Source organism: Allomuricauda ruestringensis DSM 13258 (assembly GCF_000224085.1).
GTDB classification, from domain to species: Bacteria; Bacteroidota; Bacteroidia; order Flavobacteriales; family Flavobacteriaceae; genus Flagellimonas; species Flagellimonas ruestringensis.
In genome coordinates this window covers 338,642-355,055 of record NC_015945.1, presented here as the reverse complement: position 1 = coordinate 355,055, position 16,414 = coordinate 338,642, and the positions used below count along the sequence as shown (strand labels likewise).

The following is a 16,414-nucleotide window of genomic DNA, read 5'->3' as shown; positions in this document are numbered from 1 at the left end:
TTTTGATTATTGGTTCTTGGTCAAGGTTAAAAATTGTTCTTCGAGGCTCTCTTTCCGTTTTACGAGATGAGACAGTACAACCCCTTTATCGAACAGCATTTTGTTCAAACTTTCGGCATCCATTTCTTCCTTTAAATAAGCGGTAAGGGTTCCATTGAAGTTTTCGATTTTTCCAAAACTGGCACTTTTTTCCAGTAATTCCTTTAATTGGTCAATATCGTTGGACCTCAGTTCAAAAAAGCCGTGACTCGCCAGCATACTATCTACGGGACCGGAGTATAAACTTTCGCCTTTTCGAAGAATGATGACGTGTGAACACACTTTTTCCACCTCGTCCAATAAGTGGGAGGCCAATAAAATGGTGGTACCTTGACTTGCAATTTTTTTGATGATTTCCCGTATTTGATGAATCCCCTGCGGGTCCAAACCATTGGTGGGCTCGTCCAAAATAAGAATTTCTGGGTCGTTGAGCAGGGCCGAAGCGATGGCCATGCGCTGTTTCATACCCAGTGAATAGGTTTTGAACTTGCTGTTACGGCGGTCCCATAAACCTACCAACTCCAGTTTCTCCTGAATCTTGGTTTCCGGTACATCCTTGATTTTACAGACCAGCCTTAAATTTTGGATGGCGTTCATGTACGGATAAAAGTTGGGGCGCTCAATAATGGCGCCTACCTTTTTAAGGGCATCATGGGTAGATGTGTTGCCTTCGAACCAACTAAAATCACCGGAAGTTCGGTTCACCACGTTTAAAATAATTCCTAATGTGGTTGACTTGCCACTCCCATTGGGTCCCAGTATGCCATAAACATTTCCTTTTTCTATGGTAAAGGAAAGATCTTTGACAGCTGTGAGGTAACCAAATTTTTTTGTAAGATGGTTAACGGTTAGTATTGTTTCCAAGATATGCTATCGTTTTTTGAATGGTTTATACTAACTTGACGAAGTATATTGCAATTTGTTACAAAATAATCAAATACAATGTCGGAAGAAAAGTTGATGTCGAAAAAGAAACCTGCCTATCCCATAAGTAAGGATTTGGACAAATATTTGAAATATTACAATCGAAAAATAGAGATTCCCATCCATTATGATGACCTGCTTCGTTTTTCGGGAAGTGTTGCCGTATACGATGCCAACGATGAGGATACCCTTTGGGTAAGGGTGTTCTATCCAGAGTTTGACCGCGATGAAATCGACCTTGCCCTAAAGCGCGTCTACTCCAATTTTGTGTCGGATGGTAGCGATTCCATTTTTCCATACTTGAATGTGGATTATGTAGACTATTGCACTTTTGGGAACTCCAAACCTTTCAGGATAAAGGTGCGTAACATTTTGAACGATAACTATACCCTGCTCTATGTAAAAAAGACCGATGCCTCCCGTGTCTATGGCTTGGAGCTCGAACACATGCTATCTCCGTACAATCTCAATTTTGTGATTTACGAAAATACATTGATCGAAGAACACATTGTTGGTATACCAGGGGATGTTTTTATGAAGAAAAACCTGCCAAAGTGTACCGAATTCGATAAAGCGCAGATTGCCAAGGAGTTCGTAAAATTTAACGAACGATGTATGATTCGTTTGCTGGGTGATATGCGTTCCTATAACTATGTTATAGTTCCTACCCACGATTTTGATAGTGTGGTCTATAAGATAAGGGCCATCGATTTTGACCAACAATGTTATGAGGGAAAAATAAAAGTGTACCGCCCCCAATTTTTTAAGGAGAATAAAACAATGGTTGATTTGGTGCAGGATAAATTGACCATTGATTCCGTAAACCAGTACATTGTAGAGGAACGTTCCATTATTGCCAAAAGAATATTGAGTTGGGGCAGAAGACTAAAACGACTGTTGGATATATGCAAAGAAGACACCATTGCCCCGCCAGAAAATATAGAGATGCTTAAAACTCAATTGTTGGAACTGACGGGAGATATTAATTTCAGGGACAGCAACACCATGGGAGAGGTATTGATCCACGCCCTGGATTTTGTGAAGCGAAACTACGAGGATGTAAGTATGAAACAGATTATAGAAAAGAAATTCTAACTTTTCTGTTCCTTGTTGAAATACACTAAATAGTAATACATCTGCCTTTCCTCGTCCCAACCTTTTTCCACAAATTTTTCCGCGGATTCCGGATTGATGAAATCCATTTTAATCTGAATGTTGGTATCTAAATTGATAACGTTTTTTATCTTTTTACGGGCATCGCTCACTGCCTTGTTGGCTATATCAAAATTGGAAACGTCCCCAATGCTGTATTTTGGCCCTTTTTCCACCTTGTAGTGCTTAAACTCGGGAATCAACTCTGGATTTTCCATCACTTCGTTCAAAAATGAGGTTTCCTCAAAATTGTCGTTTTTGGCAAAGTGGTTCACAGCACGGTTCATGAACATTACTTCCTGTTGCTTGTCCTCAGCAGGTAAAACAACATCTTTTGCAAAGTTTTGACAGAATTTAAGGTAGTTCTTGGTATAAAAGTTTTCATCCGTCAATGGAGCAACGCCCAAAAAGTTCTCCAACCAATATTTTGCATCGTACCTATTGCTGTCTACTGAAAGTACCTTGTAACCTTCTTCTTTGCTTGTGTTGAAAACAATACACCCCTTGTCCAACTTGTTAACATTGATTCCTTGGCGAATCAAAATCTCCAAATTTTGTGCTTTTTCCTCAAATTGAAGGAAATCGTGCTTCAATTCACTTTTAAAAATACCTACGGCATCCGTTTTTTGGTTGTCGATCAACATATCTGAAAAGTGAACCACATAAACCTCCCCACTTTTTATATGTGGATGGTTGGATTGTTCATACAGGTGGGTGGTTATTTTTTTGGAAAGTCTGTGGTTGTCGGATGGATTTTCGAAAATTCCCGTGACCGCTGTACAAATCTCATTGAATTCCAAGTCCACTTCGTGGCTAAACTTATAATAGTTTTCCTCTTTTTCCCTAAAGGGTTTAAAAAAGTATTCCTTTAAGAGACCGGCCATTTCATCGTTGAGCGAAAATGGCTCTGCGGATAAAAAAGCGGATTCGTTTTTACTTTTATTGCCAACACGGTGAAGCGAAATACTTTCAATCTGGGCGGAATATAGGTTTAGCATTTTTAGGTAAAGTGTTAATGGTTAAAACTTAGGTCAAGCGTAGGTTTAATTCCAATTTTCATCAAAGTCCATATCATCGTACCGATCTAAGAGGTCGTCAAAATTCCCCTCATCATCACTGGGCTTTGCTTCAAATTTTTTTTCTGGCGGGGCATCGGGGAGCTCCCCAAAAGTGAAGAGTAGGTTCGGGTATACCTTGCCATCTTCCTTGTCAACAATATCGGCAAGTTCCACAAAAAAGGTCCACATGCTAAAAAAGTCGTACACATAGATCATTTTCGGGCTATTCTCCGTCAAAACATCATCCAAAGCGGTTTCGTTCATCAATCGGATATCGGAACCGCTCTCGCTCATATCAAAAAGGGCAATTTCCTCATCTTGGTTCCATTCTTCATCACAAGTGTAAAAAGAAGCCATTTCACTCCCTTCAAAACCAAAAGCTTGGGTTATGGCATTGTGGAAATCTTCCAAATTACTTTGGTCTTCAATTTCGATATCGCGAAAGATATCTTCCTCAGCATCAAGTATTATCCTGATTTTATAAATCATCCATAAAATTTTAGAGTGGGCACAAAGGTACAATAATAGACCTTATTTGGCGAACCTGTGCAAGGTAAAAGTCATTGCTGCCAAAAGGAAAAATGCCCCAATTTGATGCGCAATTCCCAACCAAAGGGGCACAGCGTAAATAAGCGTGAGCACACCCAATAAAAATTGAACAAAAACCAAGGCCAAAAGGGTTTTTAATCCTTTTTCTTGAAGTGGGGTCGTTTGTATTTTTCGAGTTCTGTACCAAATCAATGTAATAAAACCAACAACAACATAAGCTAGGTATCGGTGTACAAACTGAACCCCGCTTTTCCCCTCATAAAAGTTTTTGATGACGGGTTGTTGTTCAATGTACACGGTTTCGTGCATCAGTTTGCCTTCGTTCATCAAGGGCCAATGATTGTGTATAAAACCTGCGTCCAAACCTGCCACAAAGGCACCCCAGATAATCTGTATCAAAAGCAGAACTAGTCCAACTCGAATCAGGTTCCTGGTTTTTATATTGATTTCTTTTCGTTCTGGATAAATAAGGTCCAGTGCCACCCACAAACTATAGGCAAAGGTGAGGAATGCCGTGGTCAAGTGCGCTGCCAACCTATAGTGAGACACATCGGGACGGTCCACAAGGCCACTTTTGACCATATACCAGCCCAAAAAACCTTGGAATCCACCCATAAAGAGCAGAATCAAACATTTTTTTATCGTGGGTCTGTCCAGTTTTTTAGTGAACAAAAAGTACAGGAACGGCAAAATGAATACCACGCCTATAAATCTACCAATAACCCTGTGCAACCATTCCCAAAAATAGATATCCTTGAACTCCTCGATTCCGAAATGATTATTGAGCTTTTGGTATTCTGGATATTGCTGGTACAATTCAAAGGCTTCTTGCCATTCCTGCTCGTTCATTGGCGGTATGGTGCCCTGTATCAATTTATAATCCGAAATGGAAAGTCCGGAGTGGGTTAGGCGCGTAATGCCTCCCACCAAAACCATCACAAAAATCAGAAAGCATCCTGTTAACAACCAATACACTACATATTTGTTCTTCTTCATTCGGAGTGGACTTTTAGATTCATTTTTTTGCCTTTTTCCAACATAAAATTGTAGGCGGCTTCATACTCATTGGGAATTTCTCCCTCTAGAATGGCTTCTTTAATCGCATCTTTTATGACTCCTATCTCTTTGGAGGGCTTTAGGTTGAAGGTTTTCATTATTTCTTCACCGGAAACAGGAGGCTGAAAGTTTCGGATGTGGTCCCGTTCTTCTACCTCGACTATTTTTTGGCGGACTATCTTAAAATTATTCTTGTACTTTTTCTGTTTGCGCGGGTTCTTGGTCGTAATGTCGGCCTCGCACAAAGTCATCAGGTCTTCCACAGCATCGCCCGCATCAAAAACCAATCGCCTTACCGCGGAATCGGTTACATGGTCTTCGGATAGTATGATGGGCCTTGAGCTCATCAACACCATTTTTTGAACGAACTTCATTTTCTCGTTCAAAGGCATTCGCAACCTTTTGAAGAGTTTGTAGACCATTTTTGAGCCCACAAATTCGTGCGCGTGGAAGGTCCAACCAATTTTTTTATGGAATTTTTTGGTGGGTGCCTTCCCGATGTCGTGCAACAATGCGGCCCAGCGCAACCAAAGGTTGTCGGTGGTTTTTGCAATATTATCAACCACCTCCAAGGTATGCCAAAAGTTGTCCTTGTGGCGTTGTCCTTCCTTTTCCTCTATTCCTTGTAGTGCCGTTAGTTCAGGTAGAATCAATGGAAGAAGTTCTGTTTGGTGCATCAATTTAAAACCAACAGATGGTTTGGAACTCATCAAAATTTTGTGTAGCTCGTCCACGATACGTTCTTTGGACACTATTTTAATGCGGTCCTTGTTCTCGGTAATGGCCTGGAGTGATTGTAGTTCAATCGTAAAGTGTAATTGTGTGGCAAAACGAATGGCGCGCATCATCCGTAATGGGTCATCAGAATAAGTAATGCCCGGCTCTAAAGGGGTGCGTATAATTTCTTTGTCCAAATCTGCCAATCCTCCAAAAGGATCTAGCAACTTCCCGAAGTTTTCTTGGTTCAGCGTCAAGGCCATGGCATTTATGGTAAAATCGCGACGGTTCTGGTCATCTTCCAAGGTGCCGTCTTCCACAATGGGTTTTCGGCTATCGCGATTGTAGCTTTCTTTTCGGGCGCCCACAAATTCCAATTCCAGATCTTTGTGTTTGATCATGGCGGTGCCAAAGTTTTTGAAAACGGAAATCTCTGGTTTTCCTTTTAACTTGGATGCCACTTTTTTGGCCAATTCGATTCCACTGCCAATGGCGACAATATCTATGTCCTTTGGAGTGTTTCGTTTTAAAAAGTAATCACGCACAAAACCGCCGATTACATAAGAATCCACTCCCAACTCATCCGAAGCTTCTCCAATAAGTTTAAAAATAGGATGCTGTATTGCCTCTGTATGGAATTCCTTCGCCATTATTATTCCCGAATAATCTTCACCTGTCCGTCATTGCTCAATTTAATAATAGAGGATGGGGAAGGGTTTATATTTTCATCGGGCAAATTTACCACATAGTCCACTCCTTTTAAAATTTCTTCATCAATATCCTTGAATTGTTTTGGGGCGGGATTACCCGAAATATTGGCGGATGTGGAAACTATTGGTTTTCTGAATTTATTGATGAGGTATTGGCAGAATTTATCGGAAGCCACCCGAATAGCTAATGTATTATCTTCAGCCACTAGATTGCTGGCGATGCCGATGGGATTATCAAACACAATGGTGGTAGGTTTTGTGGCCAGATCCATAATATCGTAGGCCACATCGGGCACTTCTTTTACATGGCGTTCCAACATGGCTTGGTTGGCCACCAAACAGATAAGGGCTTTGGTGTCTTCTCTTTTTTTGAGGGCGTATACTTTTTTAACGGCTTCGGGGTTGGTGGCATCGCAGCCTATGCCCCAGACCGTATCGGTAGGGTAGAGGATGAGTCCACCTTCTTGGAGTATTTTATTGCAGTTGTTGATTTCTTCGATCAATGTTCTCGAATTTTAGATTAAAATGGTTGGTCAAGGCCATCCATTGCGTCCTGTTTTTGTCCATCCCAATATTCCCTTTTTTCAAGGAAACCTTTTGTGAACCCCAAATAGGGATGGGGTCCTTTCCGGTATTGGCGGCTTGTATTGAAACGGTATTTTTTAAAAGTCCCATGACCTTAAACCAAAGATCGTCTGCATTTGATGCAAGTTTTAAAAATAGGTCTTTGTCGAAAACCTGTTCATCCATGGTGTTGGGTGGATAAAAAGTACCGCCAGCACCAATGGGCAATGTTAATTTAGGGTTTTCACAGCCTGATTCATTTGGTTTCCATTGCTTGTACGGCAGCAGTTCCCCTGATTCATCATAAGTAATGCATCGGGTTTGATTGGCTATAATTTTATCTGGATTCTTTTGATGCGCTTCATACAATTTTGACAGCCAGTTTTTCCGGTACATCATATCATCATCACATGTGATGATAGCTTTTTTTGGAAAACGCTTAAGAGGTTCTACAAGTTTTCTATGTGAACTGTAATAGTCCGTAAATTCAATAGTGAACAAGTCCCCAATCAAGGCGTTCAGTTTTTTAGGGATTTTGTGCATTAAATCTTTATGGAGCCAAAGCACAATTTTATCTGGTAACACATCTTGATTCAGCAAGCTCCGAATGGTAAGGTGTACAATGTTTAACCTTGATGGGATTGAAGCCAACGAAACTATTACTGGAATCTGTTTCTTATTGGATAGAAGCTTCTCCTTAGATTGCCAAGTCAAATTAGCTTGATGAAAAAGTGAAACAGGAATTTCTTTGACCTTCATTCTGGAAGTTTAGAATCACAAAATTAAGGATATGAGATAACATTTAATATTTCTATTTTTGCTCAGATGAACCAAAAGGAAACGGAAACACCCAAAATATCAGTAATTGTAAGCACTTATAATGCCGAAGAGTGGCTGAAAAAAGTGCTGTGGGGATTCAACTGCCAAATTTTCAAGGATTTTGAGGTGGTTATTGCCGATGATGGTTCCGGCCCTAAAACCAAGGAGTTATTGGAAGAGATGTCTAAAAAGGTCTTTTACAATATTGTCCATGTATGGCAAGAGGACGATGGGTTCCAGAAGTCAAGAATTCTTAATAAAGCTGTGGAGGCCAGCAATGCCGATTATATTATTATGACGGATGGTGACTGCATTCCACGAGAAGATTTTGTTGAGGTGCACTACATTAACAAAGAGCCTGGTTATTTTATATCGGGGGGGTATTACATGCTGCCCATGAACATTTCCAAAATGATTACCCTTGAAGATATTGAAAAACAGAATTGCTTTAATATTCATTGGCTCAAGAAAAAAGGTATTCCCAAAACTTTTAAGAACAACAAGCTTACTGCGAATGGAGTTATATCCAAATTGCTAAACACTTTTACTCCGACCAATGCGAGCTGGAACGGTCATAATTCCTCGGGTTGGAAAAAGGATATTTTAAACGTAAACGGTTTTGACGAGCGTATGCAGTATGGCGGACAGGACCGAGAATTGGGGGAGCGGTTGTTCAATTTTGGGATAAAATCGAAACAGTTGCGATATAGTGCGGTTTGTGTGCACTTAGACCATAAAAGGGGATATAAAACACCTGAATCCATTGCCAAGAACCAAGCTATTAGAAAGGAAACCAAATCCAATAAAATGGTTTGGACGCACTACGGCATTACCAAATAATAGGCAAGCTCGTTCTTTTTTTCCAATCGTTTTAACTCTTTGAACCTTTCAAAAACACCAAGTGCGTTCAAGTAGCAAATGGTCCACCCTTTTTTACCATCCAAAAATCCGAGACGTAAAATGTAATGGTTGAAGAATTTCCAGATAGGTTTTACTGTCATCAAAAGGTAATTGAAATGCTTTTCCTTGTAAAAGTCTTCTTTGGCCTTTAATCTGCCGTATTTGAGCATTTTACCTTTGTAGTCTTCATAATCTTTGTAGCAGAAGTGAATCAATTTTTCTTTTAGAATGCCAGACTTGCCATCGACAACCAAAGTTTCGTGTACAATTTTTCTATCGGTGAAATGAGCTTTGCTCTTCCGGAACAGTCTATAATTTTTGTCGGTCTGCCATCCGCTAAAATTTAGAGGCTCGCTTTGGAACATAAATTTTCTGTAAAACCAATAGGCCTCATGGGCATTAGGGTCGTTTATAGTATCGATAATTTCTTCCTGAAGGCTTTCGGTAACCACCTCGTCTGCATCCAAAAACAAGACCCAATCATTTATTGCCTGTTTAAGTGTGAACGATTTTTGAGCCGTAAAATTTTCAAAAGGATTTTGGATTACCCTGACTTTTGGATGGTTCAAAAGATATTCATAGGTTCCATCGGTACTGTAAGAATCAACCACTAAAATTTCGTCGGCAAAGGAAACGGAATCGATACATTTTTCAATGTATCCCATTTCATTGTAGGTAATCACAAGTGCTGATATTTTTTGCTTTGGGGCGCGTAATTCAGCCATAATTTATTGGTGTAGTGTTTAATTTTTACAAAGCTATAACAAAAAAGTAGCGTAAAAATTGTTTGAACGCTTCTTTTTCTTACAAACAATCAACTCTTCAATTTCCCTACTTACTTTTTGTTAAAACTTTAATTGGGGCATTTTCATTTATTGTTTAGACGGGATTCAGGGCCAAGAGTTGCGTATTTAATTAAGATTTTTCTATAAATAGTTTTCTTGTTTTGCTAAGGGCCGCACCTATTACCTGATGCATATCGTAATATTTGTATTCGGCCAGTCGTCCTCCAAAAATAGTGGTCTCTTTCTTTGCCATTTCTTGATATGCTTTAAAAATTTTGGTATTCTTGGTGTCGTTAATGGGATAGTACGGTTCTTTATCCGATGAGGCTTCCAGAGGGTATTCTTTTGTGATCACTGTAGCCTTTTGGTTGCCAAATTCAAAATGTTTGTGCTCTATGATTCTTGTAAACGGAATTTTTGCTTCTGTATAGTTTACGACTGCATTCCCTTGGTAATTGGATTGATCTAGTACTTCATGTTTAAAATCCAAGCCTCGATACTCGAGTTTACCATGGCAGTAATCAAAATACTCGTCTATTTTCCCTGTAAACACGACCTGCTGAGCCAACTCGGTTAAACTTTCTTTTTCCTTAAAAAAGTCCACATTTGTCCTGCATTCTACATGCTTCAGTAATCCTTGTATCAATTTATTGTATCCACCAATGGGTATGCCTTGATAAGCATCGTTAAAATAATTGTTGTCGTAAGTAAACCTTAAGGGTAATCTTTTAATGATAAAGGCCGGGAGTTCGCTGGCTTTTCTACCCCATTGCTTTTCGGTATATCCCTTTATAAGTTTTTTATAAATATCATCCCCAACAAGTTTTAGGGCCTGTTCTTCAAGATTGGAAGGGTTGATGCTGTTATATTTATTGGTCTGTTTATCAAGAACTGCCTTTGCTTCCTCAGGGGTTTTTGTGCCCCAAAGTTGGTAAAAGGTGTTCATGTTGAACGGTAGATTGTATAACTTTCCTTCAAAGTTTGCCAACGGGGAGTTGGTGTATCTATTGAATAGGACAAAACTGTTCACATAGTCCCAAATAGGTTTGTCGTTGGTATGGAAAATATGTGCACCGTATTTATGTACGTTGATTCCTTCGATTTCCTCGCAGTAGGTATTTCCACCAAGATGGTTTCTTTTGTCAATTATCAAACATTTTTTGCCGTGTTTGGTTGCCTCGCGTGCGAAAACGGCACCATAAAGTCCTGCGCCAACAATTAAATAATCATATTTGGGACTGTTTTTCATTAGGTCAGTGTTTTAATAGCTTTAACAAATGGTTGGTCGCAATTTATGGATTAGCTGCCTAAAAAGAATATTTTTGGAGCATAAACACCATACAATGCAAAACACTAACCTATTCTATATTTCCAGAAATTATAAATTTTCCAAAAATGCCGCATCCAAGCCCAAAATGGATTGCGAAAACGTTTTGTCCAAAATAGGATTTAAAAACATAGGGTTTAAGCAAAGCAATCATCCAAGTTCGGCTCTTGGAGCCATTATTAGTTTTTTTGGAATTACCAAAGGATTGATTGTATTGCCATTTTCATCCATCCTGTGCATGCAGTACCCGCTCAGCAAGTTTTTTAATTACAAGATCGGGATTGCCAAACTCAAGGGTTGTAAAATTATTTTGATTGTCCATGATGTAAAAACCCTCATGGGCAAAAACAAGGATGTAAAAAAGGAAATGAAACGCTTTAATAAAGCCGATGTCCTGGTGTTGCACAACGAGGTGATGATGAAGTGGTTTGCAGAAAACGGGTATAAGGGGAAAATGGTGTCGTTGTATCTGTTCGATTATTTATTGGCTACGGGGCAGAATTTGCCCGAAATGTCAGATAGCGTTGGAAGGGATGTAGTTTTTGCTGGAGGCTTGGGTATGGAAAAAAGCGCATTTCTTTACAAGGCGAATGAGTTGGAAGGAACAGATTTTATACTGAGACTTTACGGAAATGGTTATCAAAAGGAAAAAGCAGGAACAAGTTCCATATTGGATTATCAAGGAGTTTTTGCCCCAGATGAGGTTTTGGATAAAATGAAAGGAAATTTTGGTTTGGTGTGGAACGGGAACGCCATTAAAGAATGTGATGGAGCCTTTGGCAAATACATCCAATACAACAATCCACATAAAACCTCATTGTATTTATTGGCAGGATTACCAGTTATTGTTTGGGATAAGGCAGCGGTTGCCAAATTAATTGAAGAAGAACAAATTGGATTTTCTATTTCATCTTTAGATGAACTGTCCGAAAAACTTAATAGTATCGATGAGGAAACCTATTCAAAAATGATTTCCAATGTAAAAACAATAAGAGAAAAAATCACCAACGGCCATTTTTTAAAAGTGGCCGTTGGTAATGCTTTGGAACAGTTGAACAAGTAGTTAAACCGCTACATTGTGCTCACGAAGCGCATTGTTCAGCGAAGTTTTCTTATCCGTACTTTCTTTTCTTTTACCTATGATCAAAGCACAGGGCACCTGATACTCCCCAGCAGGGAACTTTTTGGTATAACTTCCAGGAATTACAACAGACCTCGAAGGTACACGACCTTTCAGTTCAACAGGTTCGTCTCCAGTAACATCAATGATTTTGGTAGATGCCGTCAAAACCACATTGGCACCTAAAACAGCTTCCCTTTCCACACGTACCCCTTCCACAACAATACATCTAGAGCCGATAAAGGCATTATCTTCAATAATAACAGGGGCTGCTTGCAAAGGTTCCAATACACCACCGATACCTACACCTCCACTTAAGTGGACATTCTTTCCTATCTGTGCACAGCTACCAACTGTGGCCCAAGTATCCACCATGGAGCCTTCATCCACATAAGCGCCAATGTTTACATAACTGGGCATTAAAATGGTCCCTTTGGAAATATAGGCTCCATGCCTTGCAACGGCATGTGGCACTACACGGACTCCTTTTTCTTTGTAACCTCTTTTCAATGGAATTTTGTCATGATATTCAAAAATGCCAGCTTCTAAAACTTCCATTTTTTGGATTGGGAAATAAAGTACCACTGCTTTTTTAACCCATTCGTTGATCTGCCATCCATCTTCCGTTGGTTCAGCACATCGTAACTCACCCGAGTCGATTAGGTCTATTACTTCACGTATGGCGACTTGAGTTTTTTCATCTTCCAACAACGCTCTATTGTCCCACGCTTTTTCAATCAGCGTTCTTAATCCTGTCATTTTTCTTAAAGTTTTGACAAAGATAAGCCCCATGGCAGAATTATGGTTCCCATTTTTAAGCGCATAACATTTTTAAGGTTATTTTTGCCAAAAAAATATTTTGGCTAGAATTTTGGCTTTGGATTTTGGAAAGGTGCGGACGGGAATAGCAGTTACCGATGAACTGCAATTGATTGCGTCTGGATTGACCACCATTGAGACCAAAGATTTGTTGACGTTTTTGGCGAAGTATACGCAAAAGGAATCAGTAGAACGTTTTGTAGTAGGTTTGCCCAAACAAATGGACAATACCGCATCCGAGTCCGAAGTGCTTATCCAAGGATTTTTAAACAAACTGAAAGCCAAGTTTCCATCCATTCCCGTGGAACGCCAAGACGAGCGGTTTACCTCTAAAATGGCGGTACGGTCCATGCTGGACAGTGGAATGAAAAAGAAAAAAAGAAGGGACAAGGCCCTGGTTGACGAAATAAGTGCCACGCTGATTTTGCAGGCATACTTAAACAGATATTGATTTTATGATTTTACCCATAGTAGCGTACGGAGACCCCGTTTTGCGTAAAATGGCAAAGGATATTACACCAGAATATCCAAAACTGGATGAATTGATAACAAACATGTGGGAGACCATGTACAATGCCCATGGCGTTGGTTTGGCCGCCCCGCAAGTTGGGATTCCCATCAGAATGTTTATGGTGGACACCACACCTTTTGCAGAAGATGATGGGTTGACCAAGGAAGAGCAAGAGCAGTTGGATGGTTTCAAGAAAGTATTCATCAATGCCAAAATTGAAGAGGAAAACGGAAAAGAATGGGACTTTAACGAAGGCTGTTTAAGTATCCCCGATATCCGTGAAGATGTAAAACGCAAGCCCGAAATCACTATCACCTATTTGGATGAGGATTTCAAAGAACATACCGAAACCTATGACGGCCTCTTGGCCCGAGTGATTCAACACGAATACGATCATATTGAGGGAATTTTGTTCACAGATAAGCTTTCAACGCTGAGAAAGCGTCTTTTAAAAAGTCGATTGGAGAAGATTTCCAAAGGAAAAATCGATGTGGATTATAGAATGAGGTTTCCCAAAATCAAAAAAGGACGTTAAAAAAATTGCTGTTTGCGATAAAAACATATTTTTGCGCCCATAAATTACTATTTAAATGGCATTAGACAAGATTTTATCTATTGGAGGTAAACCAGGACTTTACAAATTATTGACCCAGACCAGGGGTGGCTTTGTTGGCGAATCCCTTTTGGATGGCAAACGTGTAACCGTTGGTTTAAGAAGCAATGTAAGCGTGTTGTCCGAGATCGCCATTTACACTTTGGAAGAAGAGCTTCCGCTAAAAGAAGTGTTCCAAAAAATCAAGGAAAAGGAAGACGGTAAAAAAACTTCCATCAGCCACAAGGCTGAAAAAATTGAGTTGGAAGAGTATTTCTTCGAAGTGCTTCCCAATTATGATGAGGACCGAGTATACGCTAGCGACATCAAAAAAATTATACAGTGGTACAACATCCTTCTCGACAACAACATCACTGATTTTGTTGAAGACGAAAAGGATGCTGAAGAACCTACTGTTCCTGCCTCCGAAGAGGAAGAATAAACACTATTCTTTTTTCCAATCCACCAATTTTGATGGGTAGTAATTGATCTGCATGGCTTTCAGGTATGGAACTTGTGCGGCAAGGCGCTCTTTGTAGTCATCCCAATTTAAATGTTCGCTCGGGGACCATCCCAATTCGGCATAACCAATTATTCGTGGGAAGGCCAGATATTCCAATTCGGTACCGTTGCTGATGGTTTCCGACCACAGCGGAGCTTCAATCCCGAGAATATTTTCTTTGGCAAGCCCATCCGCATAAGTTTCGGGATTCCATTTGTACCCAACATCAACAGGAATGTAACCTGCCCAGTGCAATCCGTATTCGGAGATGGAATCGTATTTCATGTCCAAATAGGCCTTTTTTGCAGGGGAAATAATAATTTTAGAACCATTTTCAGCTGCGTTCAAGGCATTTTCAGCATTGTTCCATAATTGAACTACCGAGCTAGGGGCAATATCTGCCTGTGCAATTTCGTCCCAACCGATCATTCTTTTGTTGTGCTTTTGTACAATTTTTTCCACTTTTTCCACAAAAAGAATGTAATCATCCTTTTTGGTCACGTGGCTTTCATCACCTCCAATATGAAAGTATGGGCCAGGAGTCATTGCAGCAATTTCGCCGATAACATCATCCAAAAAGCTGTAAACTGTGTCTTTTTTGGCATCAAAAGAGCTGTAGCCTACTTTCATGTCGGTTCGTACCCGAGGCGTCTCTGCTCCAGCATAGTGTAAAAAAGGATAACTCAAGGATGCTGCATTGGTATGGCCCGGCATATCAATTTCAGGTACAATGGTAATATGCCTCTCTGCGGCATAAGCAAGCAAATCCTTGTACTGTTCTTGGGTATAAAATCCACCTTCGCCGCCACCAACTTCACTGACACCGCCTACCTCGGTCAGTTTAGGCCAAGATTTTATCTCAATCCGCCACCCTTGATCATCCGACAAATGCAAATGCAGCGTGTTAAATTTGTAGTACGCCAAGGCATCAATGTATTTTTTGACTTCCTCAACCGTGAAAAAGTGTCTGGCAACATCCAGCATGGAACCACGGTACCCAAATTTTGGGGCATCCATTATCTTTCCGGATGGGATGGGCCATAAAGGATGGTCCGTAAGCGTATCATTGCTTTTTTCTGGAATGAGTTGGCGAAGCGTCTGTACACCCCTAAAAGCCCCAGCAGCGGTTTTGGCATTCAATAAAATCGAATCTTTTTTGATGTAGAGCTGATAGGATTCCGGGCTCTCCAAATCAATGCTGTCCGATTGGTTAATGTAGATCAATCGCTCTAATTTTTCCCCGGTTGAAGCATTTACCGCAACATCCAGACCAGTCTTTGTCTTTATGTTTTCGGATAGCAATTTACCCACTTTCTCAAACTCTGGGTTTGTGGTCGAGGTGTAAATAGCAGTGCTCGCATCCAGCCCAAAGGCGCTACCTGTTGGGATGGTTTTAATGGGTTTTGGAATCAACGGAGCTTTGGCAAGGTCTGTTTTTGGAAAATTGATTTCCTTTTTTTCGGTTTGGCAAGCTGCCATGCAGATAACTGCAACGAACAGCAAAATTGATCTGTAAATCACGTTTGTTTAGTTTTAGTCTATGTAATTTTTGATAACATCGTACCAGATGTCATATCCTTTATCGTTCATGTGAAGTCCATCTTCAATAAAGATGTCTTGTTTTACTTTTCTTTTATCCAACATCGGATACCAAACGTCAACAAAATCAATTCCCGTTGTTTCGGATGCCAATCTGTCGAGTTTGCGGTTCAAACGTCTATATCTCCCGCGGTACTTCCATCTGGATATGCTCGGTTTGGCCGATATTAATACAATCTCCATTTCTGGATTTCTCTGTTGGAGTTTATCAAGGATGCCTTCGGCAGTTTTTACTATTTTTCGAGGTCTTTTCTTCGCAAAAATATCGTTGTCACCTTCATAAATAAATACTTTTACGGGCTTGTAGTTTAAAATCAATTCATCAAGATAAAGTTCTAAATCGGAAAATTGGGAACCCCCAAAACCTGTGTTCAGCACTTGATGTTCTGGAAACCTTTTCTGTATATCTGTCCAAAACCGAATACTGGAACTTCCCGTAAAAACAATGGTTGGCTTGGAAGAATCCCAAAGGGAATCATTTTTTTGCTGAATTAACCTAACCTCATTTTTGTAAGGGTTATCCTTCTGCCCAATAGCCATTAATGGCACCAAGAGCAATGCAATAAAAAAATGTTTCATTCTACCGGGGTTTGCCTAAAAACGACGTTGAAGATAGTAATATTTTTCCGTAAACATGCTTTGTTGAAAAATACAAGAATACTTTTCATAAA

The 16,414-nt window shown here is 40.0% G+C and carries 18 protein-coding genes; 6 read left to right on the top strand and 12 right to left on the bottom strand.

Going from position 1 to position 16,414, the window contains the following annotated elements; all coding sequences use genetic code 11:
* Window positions 1-6 precede the first annotated feature (6 nt).
* Entirely contained in the window at window positions 7-903 is an 897-nt protein-coding gene (locus MURRU_RS01725; RefSeq protein WP_014031686.1) for an ABC transporter ATP-binding protein, read from the bottom strand.
* Window positions 904-981: 78 nt separating this feature from the next.
* On the opposite strand from MURRU_RS01725, the gene MURRU_RS01720 reads away from it, so the two are divergent.
* Window positions 982-2,058, top strand: a complete 1,077-nt coding sequence (locus MURRU_RS01720; RefSeq protein WP_014031685.1) for a hypothetical protein — start codon at window positions 982-984, stop codon at window positions 2,056-2,058.
* On the opposite strand, the gene MURRU_RS01715 is transcribed toward MURRU_RS01720, so the two are convergent.
* From MURRU_RS01715 to MURRU_RS01690, 6 genes are read right to left on the bottom strand one after another with little or no spacing between them, the layout of a single operon-like run.
* On the bottom strand, window positions 2,055-3,113 hold the full coding sequence (locus MURRU_RS01715; protein WP_014031684.1) for a nucleoid-associated protein: 1,059 nt from the start codon (window positions 3,111-3,113) through the stop codon (window positions 2,055-2,057). The two genes, MURRU_RS01720 and MURRU_RS01715, sit on opposite strands and share 4 nt — an antisense overlap.
* 45 nt (window positions 3,114-3,158) lie before the next feature.
* Complete coding sequence (locus MURRU_RS01710) at window positions 3,159-3,662, bottom strand: IS1096 element passenger TnpR family protein (RefSeq protein ID WP_014031683.1); 504 nt, start codon at window positions 3,660-3,662, stop codon at window positions 3,159-3,161.
* 42 nt (window positions 3,663-3,704) lie between these two features.
* Complete coding sequence (locus MURRU_RS01705) at window positions 3,705-4,718, bottom strand: COX15/CtaA family protein (RefSeq protein WP_014031682.1); 1,014 nt, start codon at window positions 4,716-4,718, stop codon at window positions 3,705-3,707.
* The gene (locus MURRU_RS01700; protein WP_014031681.1) at window positions 4,715-6,145 is read right to left on the bottom strand and encodes a CCA tRNA nucleotidyltransferase; all 1,431 of its coding nucleotides are present in this window, start codon (window positions 6,143-6,145) and stop codon (window positions 4,715-4,717) included. Before MURRU_RS01700 ends, MURRU_RS01705 begins: the two co-directional genes overlap by 4 nt.
* Window positions 6,146-6,147: 2 nt before the next feature.
* Window positions 6,148-6,708: an L-threonylcarbamoyladenylate synthase gene (locus tag MURRU_RS01695; RefSeq protein WP_014031680.1), complete on the bottom strand. Its 561-nt coding sequence runs from the start codon at window positions 6,706-6,708 to the stop codon at window positions 6,148-6,150.
* On the bottom strand, window positions 6,680-7,528 hold the full coding sequence (locus tag MURRU_RS01690; RefSeq protein WP_014031679.1) for a Zn-dependent alcohol dehydrogenase: 849 nt from the start codon (window positions 7,526-7,528) through the stop codon (window positions 6,680-6,682). The genes MURRU_RS01695 and MURRU_RS01690 overlap by 29 nt, the downstream gene beginning before the upstream one ends.
* A 66-nt stretch (window positions 7,529-7,594) precedes the next feature.
* Between MURRU_RS01690 and MURRU_RS01685 the strand changes: the two genes are divergently transcribed.
* The gene (locus MURRU_RS01685) at window positions 7,595-8,428 is read left to right on the top strand and encodes a glycosyltransferase family 2 protein (protein ID WP_014031678.1); all 834 of its coding nucleotides are present in this window, start codon (window positions 7,595-7,597) and stop codon (window positions 8,426-8,428) included.
* Here the strand turns inward: MURRU_RS01685 and MURRU_RS01680 are convergent.
* Window positions 8,410-9,213: a glycosyltransferase family 2 protein gene (locus tag MURRU_RS01680; RefSeq protein ID WP_014031677.1), complete on the bottom strand. Its 804-nt coding sequence runs from the start codon at window positions 9,211-9,213 to the stop codon at window positions 8,410-8,412. The genes MURRU_RS01685 and MURRU_RS01680 overlap by 19 nt on opposite strands.
* 190 nt (window positions 9,214-9,403) lie before the next feature.
* Window positions 9,404-10,522 (bottom strand): UDP-galactopyranose mutase, encoded by a 1,119-nt coding sequence (gene glf, locus MURRU_RS01675; RefSeq protein ID WP_014031676.1) that lies wholly within the window; start codon window positions 10,520-10,522, stop codon window positions 9,404-9,406.
* 94 nt (window positions 10,523-10,616) lie between these two features.
* On the opposite strand from glf, the gene MURRU_RS01670 reads away from it, so the two are divergent.
* Complete coding sequence (locus MURRU_RS01670; RefSeq protein WP_014031675.1) at window positions 10,617-11,663, top strand: glycosyltransferase; 1,047 nt, start codon at window positions 10,617-10,619, stop codon at window positions 11,661-11,663.
* Here MURRU_RS01670 and MURRU_RS01665 read toward each other — a convergent pair whose 3' ends face one another.
* Window positions 11,664-12,479: a 2,3,4,5-tetrahydropyridine-2,6-dicarboxylate N-succinyltransferase gene (locus MURRU_RS01665; RefSeq protein ID WP_041801214.1), complete on the bottom strand. Its 816-nt coding sequence runs from the start codon at window positions 12,477-12,479 to the stop codon at window positions 11,664-11,666.
* A gap of 100 nt (window positions 12,480-12,579) precedes the next feature.
* Here MURRU_RS01665 and ruvX point away from each other — a divergent pair, with 100 nt between their 5' ends.
* From ruvX to MURRU_RS01650, 3 genes are read left to right on the top strand one after another with little or no spacing between them, the layout of a single operon-like run.
* Window positions 12,580-12,990, top strand: coding sequence for a Holliday junction resolvase RuvX (gene ruvX, locus MURRU_RS01660; RefSeq protein ID WP_014031673.1), 411 nt, complete (start codon window positions 12,580-12,582; stop codon window positions 12,988-12,990).
* A gap of 4 nt (window positions 12,991-12,994) precedes the next feature.
* A complete protein-coding gene (def, locus tag MURRU_RS01655; protein WP_014031672.1) occupies window positions 12,995-13,585 on the top strand; it encodes a peptide deformylase in 591 nt (196 codons plus the stop codon).
* A 55-nt stretch (window positions 13,586-13,640) separates the two neighbouring features.
* Window positions 13,641-14,084 (top strand): DUF5606 family protein, encoded by a 444-nt coding sequence (locus MURRU_RS01650; protein WP_014031671.1) that lies wholly within the window; start codon window positions 13,641-13,643, stop codon window positions 14,082-14,084.
* A gap of 3 nt (window positions 14,085-14,087) precedes the next feature.
* Here the strand turns inward: MURRU_RS01650 and MURRU_RS01645 are convergent, their stop codons facing one another.
* The gene (locus MURRU_RS01645; protein WP_049789080.1) at window positions 14,088-15,623 is read right to left on the bottom strand and encodes a family 20 glycosylhydrolase; all 1,536 of its coding nucleotides are present in this window, start codon (window positions 15,621-15,623) and stop codon (window positions 14,088-14,090) included.
* A gap of 54 nt (window positions 15,624-15,677) precedes the next feature.
* Complete coding sequence (locus MURRU_RS01640; RefSeq protein ID WP_014031669.1) at window positions 15,678-16,322, bottom strand: GDSL-type esterase/lipase family protein; 645 nt, start codon at window positions 16,320-16,322, stop codon at window positions 15,678-15,680.
* Between the last annotated feature and the right edge of the window lie 92 nt (window positions 16,323-16,414).

What these genes read in the sequence shown, in the direction of transcription:
- MURRU_RS01720 (WP_014031685.1), top strand. Translation starts at nt 982, where the DNA reads ATGTCGGAAGAAAAGTTGATGTCGAAAAAGAAACCTGCCTATCCCATA.
- MURRU_RS01715 (WP_014031684.1), bottom strand. Translation starts at nt 3,113, where the DNA reads ATGCTAAACCTATATTCCGCCCAGATTGAAAGTATTTCGCTTCACCGT.
- MURRU_RS01710 (WP_014031683.1), bottom strand. Translation starts at nt 3,662, where the DNA reads ATGATTTATAAAATCAGGATAATACTTGATGCTGAGGAAGATATCTTT.
- MURRU_RS01705 (WP_014031682.1), bottom strand. Translation starts at nt 4,718, where the DNA reads ATGAAGAAGAACAAATATGTAGTGTATTGGTTGTTAACAGGATGCTTT.
- MURRU_RS01700 (WP_014031681.1), bottom strand. Translation starts at nt 6,145, where the DNA reads ATGGCGAAGGAATTCCATACAGAGGCAATACAGCATCCTATTTTTAAA.
- MURRU_RS01690 (WP_014031679.1), bottom strand. Translation starts at nt 7,528, where the DNA reads ATGAAGGTCAAAGAAATTCCTGTTTCACTTTTTCATCAAGCTAATTTG.
- MURRU_RS01685 (WP_014031678.1), top strand. Translation starts at nt 7,595, where the DNA reads ATGAACCAAAAGGAAACGGAAACACCCAAAATATCAGTAATTGTAAGC.
- MURRU_RS01680 (WP_014031677.1), bottom strand. Translation starts at nt 9,213, where the DNA reads ATGGCTGAATTACGCGCCCCAAAGCAAAAAATATCAGCACTTGTGATT.
- glf (WP_014031676.1), bottom strand. Translation starts at nt 10,522, where the DNA reads ATGAAAAACAGTCCCAAATATGATTATTTAATTGTTGGCGCAGGACTT.
- MURRU_RS01670 (WP_014031675.1), top strand. Translation starts at nt 10,617, where the DNA reads ATGCAAAACACTAACCTATTCTATATTTCCAGAAATTATAAATTTTCC.
- MURRU_RS01665 (WP_041801214.1), bottom strand. Translation starts at nt 12,479, where the DNA reads ATGACAGGATTAAGAACGCTGATTGAAAAAGCGTGGGACAATAGAGCG.
- def (WP_014031672.1), top strand. Translation starts at nt 12,995, where the DNA reads ATGATTTTACCCATAGTAGCGTACGGAGACCCCGTTTTGCGTAAAATG.
- MURRU_RS01650 (WP_014031671.1), top strand. Translation starts at nt 13,641, where the DNA reads ATGGCATTAGACAAGATTTTATCTATTGGAGGTAAACCAGGACTTTAC.
- MURRU_RS01645 (WP_049789080.1), bottom strand. Translation starts at nt 15,623, where the DNA reads ATGGCAGCTTGCCAAACCGAAAAAAAGGAAATCAATTTTCCAAAAACA.
- MURRU_RS01640 (WP_014031669.1), bottom strand. Translation starts at nt 16,322, where the DNA reads ATGAAACATTTTTTTATTGCATTGCTCTTGGTGCCATTAATGGCTATT.